The sequence below is a fragment of the Burkholderia sp. BCC1996 genome (genome assembly GCF_905339955.1).
Lineage (GTDB): Bacteria > Pseudomonadota > Gammaproteobacteria > Burkholderiales > Burkholderiaceae > Burkholderia.
In genome coordinates, this window is record NZ_CAJPHM010000017.1 from 183,477 (window position 1) to 195,002 (window position 11,526).

The window sequence follows — 11,526 nt, forward strand, 5'->3', positions numbered from 1 at the left end:
AGAAACGGGGCGTTCAGGCGTGTGCGGCATGTCGGCGCGATTCGTCCGGAATCGCGGATCGCGCTCAACGACCGAAATAAATCGAACGCTCGGCCATCTGCACGACCACGCGTCGGCCCGACTGCGTCGACGCGACTGCGTCGACGCCGTAGCCCGCGTTCGACGGTGCGTTGGCCACCGCGTCGTCCGCGTGGATCTGCGTCAGCGCGGCCTGCAGGTTGTCCGGGTAGGTCGCGTCGCTGGCGCGGTTCAGCGGGTAGCCGGTCCGTTCGAGCTGCACGAGTTCGGCGCGCACTTGCGCACGCGTCACGACGGCGTCACTGGCGAAGGCCGGCGCGGCAACGGCAGCGGACACGGCGACGAGCAGGGCGGCGATCAGTTGGGTCTTCATCATTTACCTCGACAAGAAAATGGCAGGAGATTCGGGAGGGCGGCGCCTGGCCGCCCGATTCAACGTTCAGACGATGCGGATCTCGACGTCGATGTTGCCGCGCGTCGCTTTCGAGTACGGGCAGGTCTGATGCGCGGTGTCGACGATGTGCTGCACGACGTCACGATCGAGCCCCGGCGCGCTCACGTTCAGGCGGGCCTGCAGGAAGTACGCGTTGCCGCCCATGCCCAGGTCCACTTCCGCATCGACCGCGAGATCGGCCGGCAGCGTGACCTTCGCCGCACGTGCCGCGAGCTGCATCGCGCCGATGAAGCAGGCCGACCAGCCGGCCGCGAACAGTTGTTCCGGATTCGTGCCGGTTCCGGCGGTGCCCGGCGACGACAGCTGGATGTCGAGGCGACCGTCGGAACTGCGCGCCGCGCCGTCGCGGCCGCCGGAAGTCGTATGCGTCTTGCCCGTGTACAGCACTTTTTCGATCTTGCTCATCGTTCACTCCGTCAGGTTGGAAGGTTCTATCTAATGCGATTCGATCGCATGCGATGCAGTTTGGTCGAGACGCCGAACCTCGTCAAGCGGATTCGATTAAATCGCATACGATATTTTGTATTTCAATGTATCTGGATCGTGTACGGCCTTGCCAGGCAAGGATGTGCGGTGTTCCATCCCTTATATCGAAAAGATCGCGTCCCACGGAATTCCAGTCACCGGCAGGGCAGCCGCCGTCGAAACGGCGACTGCCCGCGCGACGGCAACGCGCCTACGCCGGCCGGATTTCGGCGATCACGACCAGAATCACGGCTGCGTCGGCCGGCAACTGGCGCTGGGAAAACGCCGAGCGCGCATGTCCGGCCTTGTCGCCCAGCACGGCGGCGAACAGGTCGGATGCGCCGTCGATCACGGCTGGCTGGCCGAAAAAGCCGTCCGCCGACGCAACGTGCCCCTCGACACGCACGATGTGATGCAGGCGGTCGAACCCGCCGAGGTGCTTGCGGATCTGCGCAAGCACGTTCAGCGCCGCGAGTTGCGCCGCATGCCGCCCGTCGTCGACGCTCAGCCGTTCGCCGACGCGGCCTGTATAGGCAACCTTGCCGTCGACGAGCGGCAGTTGTCCGGAGATGAACAACAGGTTGCCGGCTTCGCTGACGGCCGTGTAGCTGCCGAGCGGTTGCGGCGGTTCGGGTAACGTGAGGCCGAGTTCGGCCAGCTTCTGTTCGATCGTCATCGCTTGCTCCTTCGGGGAAAATTGAGAGGCGCCCAGGCTCGGAAGATTCACTCGCACGGGTCTCTGGCAGTCACTCTATTGAGGCGATCGAAGCCGGCAAATATCGTTCGCGCAATTGAATCGACACGCGATGTAACGAATCGCGCGCGGCGCAACACGGCGCGAACAGGTGTCGGCGACGGTCATCGGTACGCTGGTTTCCCGGCCGGGATTCATGCACACTCGCTGCTTCAGCGTCACGCGAAGAAACGGCTCGCGCCGACTCGCCGCGAGCGCGATTCCGTGATGCCTATGTTCGCGTTGCCGGCCACGCCACGCACGAAGCAGCAGGAGCGCCCCATGCAGAGAAAATTCGACGACCTGCTGCTCGGCAGCATCGAGCTGTTCTGCCTGGCCGCGGAACTCGGCAGCTTCACGCTCGCGGCGACGGCTGCGAGCGTCACGCCGGCCGCGGTCAGCCGCTCGGTCGCGCGCCTCGAGGAGCGTCTCGGCGTACGCCTGTTCGTGCGGACGACACGGCAGATCCGCCTGACCGATTCCGGCCGGCGCTATTTCGAGCAATGCCGTGATGCACTGTCGCAGCTCGTCGACGCCGAGCGCGAAGCGACGGGCCAGCAGGCCACGCCGGCCGGCGTGCTGCGCATCAGCATGCCGACGCCGTACGGACACTATCGCGTGTTGCCGCTGTTACCTGCGTTTCGCGAGCGATATCCGGACGTGCGCGTCGAAACGCATCTGAGCAACCGCAACATCGACTTCGCCGAGGAGGGTTTCGATCTTGCGATCCGCGGCCGCGCGCCGGCGGATTCGAGCCTGGTCGCGCGCAAGCTGGAGGATGCGGAACTCGTTGTCGTCGCGACGCCCGGCTACCTGAAACGCGCCGGCGTGCCGCGCGCCGTCGACGATCTGCACGCGCACGAATGCATCCAGTTCGAGCTCCCGAGCAGCGGCCGGCCGGTTCCGTGGTTGTTCAACGACGGCTCGGCGGAAATCGACGTCGCGACGACCGGCGGCTACGGCACGTCGGGCGACGTCCTCGCCGGCGTCACGCTCGCGCGCAGCGGTGCGGGCCTGTTCCAGACCTATCGCTTCATCGTCGACCGGGATCTGCGCGAGGGCACGCTCACGGAGGTGCTGTCCGGCCAGGGCGGCCGGTCGCGGCCGTTCATGCTGCTCTATCCCCACGCGCGCTATCTGTCTTCGCGCGTGCGCGTGTTCGTCGACTTTCTCGTCGAACATCTGCAACAGGCGCCCGGCAAGCGGGCACGCTAGGCGCGTCCGGGGAGAATGCCGGCAACGGGGCAGAGCGGGGCGCGAATGGCGCGGCTGCGCCGTTGCCGGACCGCCGCTCACCATTTGCCCCCTTTGCCCCGGCGCAGTCTCCCATCGTCGCCACTCAATGCCCGGCGCTCTGGCCGCCATCCACGTGCAGGATCTCGCCGGTAACGAACGGCGCCGAATCGAGATACAGGATCGCGCCGACGATGTCGCTCATCTCGCCCATCCGGCCGACCGGATGCAGCGAGGCGAGCGTCGCGTGCGTGTCGGGCGCATGCATCGGCGACTTGATGATGCCGGGGGACACGGCGTTCACGCGGATGCCGGCCTTCGCGTACTCGATTGCGAGCGACTTCGTCGCCGCATTGAGCCCGCCTTTCGTCAGCGACGCGAGCACCGACGGCACGTTGCTGTTCGCGTGGTCGACGAGGCTCGTCGTGATGCTGACCACGTGTCCGCCGCCGGTGCGTTGCATCGCCGCGATCGCGCGCTGCGTGACGTGGAAGAAACCGTCCAGGTTCACGCGGGTGATGGCCGCATAGTCGTCCGCGGTGTATTGCGTGAACGGCTTCGCGATGAACACGCCGGCGTTGTTGACGAGCGTGTCGACCCGGCCGAAGCGCTCGAGTGCGGTGTCGACCACGCGCCGTGCGACGGCCGCGTCGCCGATGTCGCCCGCGACAGTGACCAGATCGGGATCGTCCGACGCGCCGATCGAACGGGACGTCGCGACCACCCGATGACCGTGGGCGCGGAATGCGTTGACCGTCTCTGCGCCGATGCCTTGCGATGCGCCGGTGACGATGATGACTTTGGATGTGCTCATGATATGCCTCGACAGGTGACTGGTTTTCGGCGTTGGTGCCGACCGGATCGATGAATCCGATGGACCAGACTTTAGGCGCGTCGCGCCGGAGTTCGAACACCCACCGTGGACCAACAGTCTTGCGTCGCGGGAACAAATGCGGGAAAGAACGGGGCGGCCGCGACGGCGATCGTTGCGGCGGAAGGGGAATCGACGCGGCTGCGAACGAAGCAGCAATCGGGGGCGACACCGCGCGTCGAATCGCCGTGAAATCCGGGATTCGTGCGAGGAAGTGCTGTCAATGCCGCGCGATGGTGTACTCGGACACGTCGGGTACTTCGAGGGTTTATCGAATCTATCCGGATAACTTTTCTTATCACAATAGCATCGATATGAATCGAAACCGGCGAGTACGAAAACGCGTCTGACCTGACCTGCATACGCTTCCTGTGCCTTCCGCGCTCAGGCTTGCTCATCTGCTGGCGCATCGAATCGAACTGCAATCACGGCAACGGTCCGTACGTCTCCGTTTTCTCGCTTACGTCGGCCGCCGACTCAAGCCTCGGAGAACAGTCGGGCGAGGTGCGGTTCGAGATCGGGGAGCGCATCTGCGTGCCGATCTCCGAGCCGGTCTGGCGTCGAGGGCTTGGGTTCCGCGACCAACCTGGCCGATCTCTGACCGCCCCGATACCGCGGCAGATCGATGGACGACGCCTTGATCATCGCCATCGAGTTGCTGCACATCGCATTCCGCGTGCGCTTTGGACGAAAGACCGAATCCCCCGGGCAATCGAGTCGCCCGTGGTCCGCTATTGCGCGAACCAGGAACGTGCGCAGGCTCCATTGCGCGCGCCAGTGCAGGGCGGCGGCGTCAGCGTGAGCTCAGCGTCCTCTGCGCATCGTGCGATGCCGGGTCCCAGCCGCCGCCGAGCGCCTTGAACGTCGAGATCGCTGCACGAGCGGATTCCGTCTGTGCCTGTGCACGCGCGTCGGCGGCCTGGAGCAGGGTCTCGTTGGCGTGCAATACGTCGATGAAACTCGCTGCACCGCTGCGGTACGCGGTCATCGAGGAATCCTTGGCGCGGGAAAACGACGACTCGGCATGCGACAGCGTGGCAGCCTGCGCCTCTCGATTCACCAATGACGAGAGCGAGTTTTCGACGTCCTCGGAGGCGCGGAGCACGGCCTGCCGATAGGCTGCGAGCGCTTGCGCGTCGGCGCCTTTCGCCGCGTCGACATCGGCACCGATGCGCGCGAAATCGAACAGTCGCCAGCGCAGCCCGACGAGGCCGGCCGCCTGGTTGGCGCCGCCCGAGAACAACGTACCGGCGGCGGCCGAGGCCGCGCTGCCGAGGAAGGCGTTCAGCGAGACCGTCGGGTAGTACTCGCCGATCGCAGCGCCGATGCGCGCATTGGCGGCGGCGAGGTGACGTTCGGCGGCGATCAGATCGGGACGTCTTTGCAGCAGATCGGCTGGCGTGCCCATTTCCGCGAGCGCCGGCGCGACGGGGATCGGGGAAGGCGAGCCCAGCTCTGCCCGGTGCGTGCCAGGAGGTGTACCGAGCATCACGTCGAGGGCGTTCGACGCCGCATCGAGCGCCGCGAGGAGGACGGGCACGCTGGCCTGCACCTGGTCGAGCGCACCTTGCGCCTGCTGAACCTGATAGTCGGCTGCCGCGCCCTTCGAATACAGGAGTTTCACGTCTGCGAGAAGCGCCTGCTGCGTCTGCACCTGCCGGGTCGCGATATCCAGACGGGCCTGGAGGCCTCGGATCGTGACGTAGATATCGGCAGTCTGGGCCGCGACGGCAAGCCGGGTGGCAACTGCCGCCGCCTGCGTTGCCGAGTAATCGGCGAGCGCGGCTTCACGCTGACGGCGCAGACCGCCAAAAATGTCGATCTCCCAACCGGCCTCCAGGTTGGTTTCGTACGCGGTGCCCCAGCGCTCGTACCCCGGCGTGGCGTTGAGCAATCGCCCCAACGGCGTATCGACAGACTGATAGGCTCGTGCCGCCGACGCGGAAACCGAGGCCGACGGCAGGAGCGCCGCGTTGGCAGTGCCGAGGCGCGCGCGCGCCTGAGTGATTTGCGCGACGGCCTGGGCCAGGTCCAGGTTCTCGGCCAGCGCCAGCGAAACGTAATGCGCGAGCAGCGGGTCGTTGAAGCTTTTCCACCATGCGGACAGGTCGGCAACCGGCGCCTTTGCCGCGCGGGCGGGCGGCTGGGTCATGTAGTGCTGCGCCAGCGGCGCATCCGGGCGGTGGTAGTCGGGACCCACGGCGCACGCCGAAAGGGCGGCGACGCTAGTCAGGAGAACAAGTGGACGGCGCAAGGGCATGATCATCTCGGGAGCGACAACGGGAGAGGAAATATAGTGACCAATATACAATATGGTCACACGTTGTCAACTGACGATCGTCGGACTAAGCTTGACGCATGAACAAACCGACTCCCTCCACCTCTTCGTCCCGTGGCCCCTCGGACCACGAAGTTCGCGCCCAGATCGTCGACGCCGCAACGGAATACTTCAGCCGCTACGGCTACGAAAAAACCACGGTCTCCGACCTCGCGAAGGAAATCGGGTTTTCAAAAGCCTATATTTACAAGTTTTTCGACTCCAAACAGGCGATCGGTCAGGTCATCTGCGCCAATCGGCTCGCCGCGATCGTGGCCGCAGTCAGCGAAAATGTCGACGGCGCGCACGGTGCAACCGAGAAATTTCGCCGTATGTTCAAGACCTTGCTTGCGTCTGGAAGCCAGCTTTTCTTCCAGGATCGCAAGCTCTACGATATCGCCGCCGAGGCGGCCGCATCGCCCTGGCCCTCCGTCAAAGGCTACGAGGACCAGATCCGGCAACTCATCGCCGATATCCTGCGACTCGGACGCGAAACCGGCGAATTCGAACGCAAGACGCCGCCAGACGAAGCGGTGAATGCGATCTTTCTGGTGATGAAACCTTACTTCAATCCGTTGATGCTCCAGTACAACCTCGATGGTGCGGAAGAGGCGACGGCCCAACTCGCGAACCTCGTCCTCAGAAGTCTCGCTCCATGAATCTTGTTGTGACTATTGACTGATTTGGTCACTGGTATCAGAATGAGGTCTCCTGTTCTTTGCGAGAGGGGATCTCATGTTCCGGCGCCATCGTCTTGTCTACACATTGGGCCTGGCTTCGCTTGCGCTCGCAGCATGCGGCGAGCATCCGGCTGCTGATCCGCGTACCGAGGCGCCACTTGTGCGTACAAGCGCCGTTCACGGCGCGGCGCGTACGAGCCGGTCGTTTTCGGGTGTCGTGGGCGCCCGCGTTCAGAGCGATCTCGGTTTCCGCGTTCAGGGTAAAGTCATCGAGCGGCTGGTCGACGCAGGCCAAACGGTCACGCGCGGCCAGCCCCTGATGCGCATCGATCCGATCGATCTGGGGCTGCAGGCCCGTGCGCAGCAGAAACTCGTGGACGCGGCGCAGGCGCGCGCGACGCAGACGGCTGCCGACGAGGCGCGGTATCGGGATCTCGTCGGGGCTGGCGCGGTGTCGGCATCGACCTACGACCAGCTCAAGGCGGCGGCCGATTCCGCCAGGGCCCAGCTCGTCGCAGCGCAGGCGCAGGCCGTGCTCGCCAACAATGCTTCCGGATACGCCGTCGTCATGGCGGACGCCGACGGCGTGGTGGTCGAGACGCTGGCGGAGCCGGGCCAGGTCGTCGGGCCGGGACAAATCGTCGTGCGGCTCGCGCATGCCGGCCCCCGCGAGGCCGTCGTCCAGCTTCCCGAGACGCTGCGTCCCGCGTCCGGCTCGATTGCCGCGGCGACGCTTTACGGCGCGGACCAGAAGCCCGTTCCCGCCGTCCTGCGCCAGCTCTCCGATTCTGCCGATCGGCTGACACGGACCTACGAGGCCAGATACGTCCTCGAGGGCGCGCTCTCGAATGCACCGCTCGGCGCGACCGTGACCATCGATCTCGCCGGCAATGCCGGCCAGACACAGGCCGGCATGGTGGTACCGGTCGGCGCCTTGTTCGATCCGGGCACGGGAACCGGCACCGGCGTCTGGACCGTCGATCGATCTCAATCGCGTGTGACCTGGCACAAGGTTCGTGTCACCGCATTGAGCGACGACAGTGCGACGGTGACTGGCGATCTTCGCGAAGGCGACCAGGTCGTCGCGCTCGGTGCCCAGTTGTTGCACGATGGAGAGCGCGTGCGTCTCGCCAACGACAAGCTGGCCGCGGCATCCGTCTCCACGCAAGGAGCAGCGCAATGAGCGGCTTCAATTTGTCGGCTCTTGCGGTGCGGGAGCGCTCGGTCACGCTGTTTCTGATCATCCTGATTTCGATCGCCGGCGTGATTGCCTTCCTGAAACTGGGGCGGGCCGAAGATCCGCCATTCACCGTCAAGTCGATGACGGTCATTACGGCATGGCCCGGCGCGACCGCGCAGGAAATGCAGGACCAGGTGGCCGAGCCGCTCGAAAAGCGCATGCAGGAGCTGCGCTGGTACGACCGGACCGAGACCTATACGCGTCCGGGGCTGGCCTTCACCACCGTGACCTTGCTCGACAGTACGCCGCCCGCGGACGTGCCCGAGGAGTTCTATCAGGCGCGCAAGAAGCTGCACGACGAAGCGGGCAACCTGCCGCCCGGCGTGATCGGCCCGCTCGTCAATGATGAGTATTCCGACGTAACGTTCGCGCTGTTCGCGCTCAAGGCGAAAGGCGAGCCGCAACGATTGCTGGTGCGCGACGCCGAGGGATTGCGCCAGCGGCTTCTTCATGTACCGGGCGTCAAGAAGGTGAACATCATCGGCGAGCAGGCGGAACGGATCTACGTGTCGTTTTCGCACGACCGGCTCGCGACGCTCGGCGTGACGCCGCAGGAGACCTTTGCCGCGCTGAACAACCAGAACGTTCTCACGCCGGCTGGGTCGATCGATACGGCGGGCGCGCAGGTCTTCATTCGTGTCGAAGGCGCCTTCGACAAGCTGCAGACCATCCGTGATACGCCGATCGTCGTTCAGGGCCGCACACTGAAGCTCTCCGATGTGGCGACCGTCGAACGCGGTTACGAAGACCCGGCCACGTTCCAGATTCGCAACAAAGGCGAACCGGCGTTGCTCCTCGGCGTCGTGATGCGGGACGGCTGGAACGGGCTCAATCTCGGCAAGGCGCTCGACACGGAAGTCGCATCGATCAATGCCGGGCTGCCGCTGGGCGTGAGCCTCACGAAGGTGACCGACCAGGCCGTCAACATCCATTCGGCCATCGACGAATTCATGGTGAAGTTCTTTGTCGCGCTGCTCGTGGTGATGGTCGTGAGCTTCGCGAGCATGGGATGGCGTGTCGGCATCGTCGTGTCGGCGGCGGTGCCGCTGACACTCGCGGGCGTCTTCGTCGTCATGGCCGCAACGGGCAAGAGCTTCGACCGCATCACGCTCGGTTCGCTGATTCTCGCGCTCGGCCTGCTCGTCGACGACGCGATCATCGCCATCGAAATGATGGTCGTGAAAATGGAGGAGGGCTATAGCCGCGTCCAGGCATCAGCTTACGCGTGGAGCCACACGGCCGCACCGATGCTGTCGGGCACGCTGGTCACGGCTGTCGGCTTCATGCCGAATGGCTTTGCGCGCTCGACGGCCGGCGAATACACCAGCAACATGTTCTGGATCGTCGGCATCGCGCTGGTCACCTCGTGGATCGTGGCCGTCGTCTTCACACCGTACCTCGGCGTCAAGCTGTTACCCGACATCGCCGTGATCGAAGGCGGCCACGAGGCGATCTACAACACGCCGAACTACCGGCGCTTTCGCCGCTTCCTCGGGCGCGTGGTCGCGCGCAAGTGGATGGTCGCCGGGATCGTGGTGGCATCGTTCGTGGTCGCCGTGATGGGCATGGGGCTCGTGAAGAAGCAATTCTTCCCGACCTCCGATCGCCCGGAAGTGCTCGTCGAAGTGCAGATGCCCTATGGGACTTCGATCGAGCAGACCGCGTCGGCAACGGAAAAAGTCGAGGCATGGCTCGCGAAGCAGCCGGAAGCGCAGATCGTGACCTCGTACATCGGGCAGGGCGCTCCGCGCTTCTATCTGGCCATGTCTCCGGAGTTGCCGGATTCGTCCTTCTCGAAGATCGTGATCCGCACGAATGACGAGCGACAACGGGAAGCGCTCAAATTCCGTCTGCGCAAGGTCATCGCCGAAGGGTTGGTGCCCGGGGCGCAGGTTCGCGTCACGCAGCTGGTGTTCGGCCCTTACTCGCCTTACCCCGTCGCGTTCAGGGTCATGGGCCCGGACGCCCAGACGTTGCGCACCATCGCCGCACAGGTCGAACGGACCATGAACGCCAGCCCGATGATGCGAACGGTGAACGCCGACTGGGGGCCGCGCGTTCCCACCGTGCATTTCACGCTCGATCAAAATCGTCTCGGGGCGTTCGGACTGACGTCCAGCTCGGTCGCGCAGCAACTGCAATTCCTGCTGACCGGCATTCCCGTCACGCACGTGCGCGAGGACATTCGTTCGGTGGAGCTTGTCGCGCGTTCGGCGGGCGACATCCGGCTCGACCCGCAACGGATCGACGGATTCACGCTGATCGGCGCCGCAGGGCAGCGGGTGCCGCTCTCGCAGGTCGGCAAAGTCGACATCCGCATGGAGGATCCGGTCCTGCGCCGGCGCGACCGAACGCCGACGATCACCGTGCGCGGCGATATCGCCGAAGGGTTGCAACCGCCCGATGTGTCGACCGCGATGCTCGCGCAGCTTCAGCCCATCATCGCGAAGCTGCCGGGCGGCTACCGGATCGAGGAGGCCGGCTCCATCGAGGAGGCCAACAAGGCGACAACTGCGCTCGCGCCGCTGTTCCCGATCATGATCGCGCTGACGCTGCTCATCATCATTTTTCAGACGCGCTCGATTTCCGCCACGATGATGGTGTTTGCGACCAGTCCGCTGGGATTGATCGGCGTGGTGCCGACACTCCTGCTGTTCAATCAGGCATTCGGCATCAACGCATTGGTGGGACTCATTGCGCTCTCCGGCATCCTGATGCGCAACACGCTGATCCTGATCGGCCAGATCGAAGAGAACGCGCGCGCGGGCATGACACCGTTCGATGCGGTGGTGGAGGCCACGCTGCAGCGCTCGCGGCCCGTGATCCTGACTGCGGTCGCCGCGATGCTTGCGTTCATTCCGCTTACCCATTCCGTGTTTTGGGGCACGCTGGCTTATACGCTTATCGGAGGAACATTCGCCGGAACGGTTCTGACGTTGGTGTTTCTGCCGGCTATGTACTCGATCTGGTTCAAGATCCGTCCCGGGGCAGGGGAAAACAATCCTGCGCTCGAACCCAGCGCCAGCGTGACGACGTAGGCAGGTGCGCTCCGGGCGATGACGGTCTCGCCCGGGGCCGTCGATGTGAACCAGCAACGATGCGTCCGGACGGAAGGCAACTCCGCCCGTGACATTCGGGGAGCTTCTCGCAGGCCAGCGTCGGGCCAAAATCGGCGTAGCGATCACGGATGATCGACAGTGCCCGGTCGGCCAGATCAGCGTCCAGCCGCCGATTACCGGGACGCCCACGCTTGCGCGAAGCCAGTCCGGCGGCGCCAGACTCACGGTAACGATCCACCAGACGCTGGAGCTGACGCACGGTCACGCCCAGTCGTTCGGCCGCGCGTCCGGGCTTGAGTCCCATGTCCACCACGGCCTGGATTACCTTCAGACGGTCGAGTTCTCGCATGTTCCGTGTCACCAGTGCACCTGGATACATGGCCGGCTCCGTGGTCCCGCAAAGAACCGGCCAGCATACCGAGGTCAAAACACGACATTTCTAAAAAGCTACTACAA

9 protein-coding genes and 1 pseudogene are annotated in these 11,526 nt (G+C 64.8%); 4 read left to right on the top strand and 6 right to left on the bottom strand.

What is annotated here, in order from left to right; all coding sequences use genetic code 11:
* Window positions 1-64: 64 nt before the first annotated feature.
* From U4Z64_RS24450 to U4Z64_RS24460, 3 genes are all read right to left on the bottom strand, one after another.
* Window positions 65-391 carry a DUF4148 domain-containing protein gene (locus U4Z64_RS24450; protein WP_321821324.1) on the bottom strand — a complete coding sequence of 109 codons (327 nt, stop codon included), beginning with the start codon at window positions 389-391 and terminating at the stop codon, window positions 65-67.
* 66 nt (window positions 392-457) lie between these two features.
* Window positions 458-877 carry an organic hydroperoxide resistance protein gene (locus U4Z64_RS24455; RefSeq protein WP_124485459.1) on the bottom strand — a complete coding sequence of 140 codons (420 nt, stop codon included), beginning with the start codon at window positions 875-877 and terminating at the stop codon, window positions 458-460.
* 271 nt (window positions 878-1,148) lie between these two features.
* Window positions 1,149-1,613, bottom strand: a complete 465-nt coding sequence (locus U4Z64_RS24460) for a RidA family protein (protein ID WP_321799521.1) — start codon at window positions 1,611-1,613, stop codon at window positions 1,149-1,151.
* Between the two features lie 339 nt (window positions 1,614-1,952).
* Between U4Z64_RS24460 and U4Z64_RS24465 the strand changes: the two genes are divergently transcribed.
* Entirely contained in the window at window positions 1,953-2,885 is a 933-nt protein-coding gene (locus tag U4Z64_RS24465; RefSeq protein WP_044843509.1) for a LysR family transcriptional regulator, read from the top strand.
* Between the two features lie 124 nt (window positions 2,886-3,009).
* On the opposite strand, the gene U4Z64_RS24470 is transcribed toward U4Z64_RS24465, so the two are convergent.
* Window positions 3,010-3,717: an SDR family NAD(P)-dependent oxidoreductase gene (locus U4Z64_RS24470; protein ID WP_321821325.1), complete on the bottom strand. Its 708-nt coding sequence runs from the start codon at window positions 3,715-3,717 to the stop codon at window positions 3,010-3,012.
* An 850-nt stretch (window positions 3,718-4,567) separates the two neighbouring features.
* Entirely contained in the window at window positions 4,568-6,034 is a 1,467-nt protein-coding gene (locus U4Z64_RS24475; protein ID WP_321821326.1) for an efflux transporter outer membrane subunit, read from the bottom strand.
* A gap of 98 nt (window positions 6,035-6,132) precedes the next feature.
* On the opposite strand from U4Z64_RS24475, the gene U4Z64_RS24480 reads away from it, so the two are divergent.
* The 3 genes from U4Z64_RS24480 to U4Z64_RS24490 all read left to right on the top strand — a co-directional run bounded on the left by U4Z64_RS24480 (window position 6,133) and on the right by U4Z64_RS24490 (window position 11,049).
* Window positions 6,133-6,750, top strand: a complete 618-nt coding sequence (locus U4Z64_RS24480) for a TetR/AcrR family transcriptional regulator (protein ID WP_044843507.1) — start codon at window positions 6,133-6,135, stop codon at window positions 6,748-6,750.
* 76 nt (window positions 6,751-6,826) lie between these two features.
* Window positions 6,827-7,954 carry an efflux RND transporter periplasmic adaptor subunit gene (locus U4Z64_RS24485; protein ID WP_321821327.1) on the top strand — a complete coding sequence of 376 codons (1,128 nt, stop codon included), beginning with the start codon at window positions 6,827-6,829 and terminating at the stop codon, window positions 7,952-7,954.
* A complete protein-coding gene (locus tag U4Z64_RS24490; RefSeq protein WP_321821328.1) occupies window positions 7,951-11,049 on the top strand; it encodes an efflux RND transporter permease subunit in 3,099 nt (1,032 codons plus the stop codon). Before U4Z64_RS24485 ends, U4Z64_RS24490 begins: the two co-directional genes overlap by 4 nt.
* Window positions 11,050-11,134: 85 nt before the next feature.
* Here U4Z64_RS24490 and U4Z64_RS24495 read toward each other — a convergent pair.
* Window positions 11,135-11,449: pseudogene (locus U4Z64_RS24495) on the bottom strand (helix-turn-helix domain-containing protein); the annotation flags it as partial.
* Window positions 11,450-11,526 lie beyond the last annotated feature (77 nt).

Coding starts and splice junctions, on each gene's coding strand:
- U4Z64_RS24485 (WP_321821327.1), top strand. CDS start 6,827: ATGTTCCGGCGCCATCGTCTTGTCTACACATTGGGCCTGGCTTCGCTT.
- U4Z64_RS24450 (WP_321821324.1), bottom strand. CDS start 391: ATGAAGACCCAACTGATCGCCGCCCTGCTCGTCGCCGTGTCCGCTGCC.
- U4Z64_RS24475 (WP_321821326.1), bottom strand. CDS start 6,034: ATGCCCTTGCGCCGTCCACTTGTTCTCCTGACTAGCGTCGCCGCCCTT.
- U4Z64_RS24490 (WP_321821328.1), top strand. CDS start 7,951: ATGAGCGGCTTCAATTTGTCGGCTCTTGCGGTGCGGGAGCGCTCGGTC.
- U4Z64_RS24470 (WP_321821325.1), bottom strand. CDS start 3,717: ATGAGCACATCCAAAGTCATCATCGTCACCGGCGCATCGCAAGGCATC.
- U4Z64_RS24455 (WP_124485459.1), bottom strand. CDS start 877: ATGAGCAAGATCGAAAAAGTGCTGTACACGGGCAAGACGCATACGACT.
- U4Z64_RS24480 (WP_044843507.1), top strand. CDS start 6,133: ATGAACAAACCGACTCCCTCCACCTCTTCGTCCCGTGGCCCCTCGGAC.
- U4Z64_RS24465 (WP_044843509.1), top strand. CDS start 1,953: ATGCAGAGAAAATTCGACGACCTGCTGCTCGGCAGCATCGAGCTGTTC.
- U4Z64_RS24460 (WP_321799521.1), bottom strand. CDS start 1,613: ATGACGATCGAACAGAAGCTGGCCGAACTCGGCCTCACGTTACCCGAA.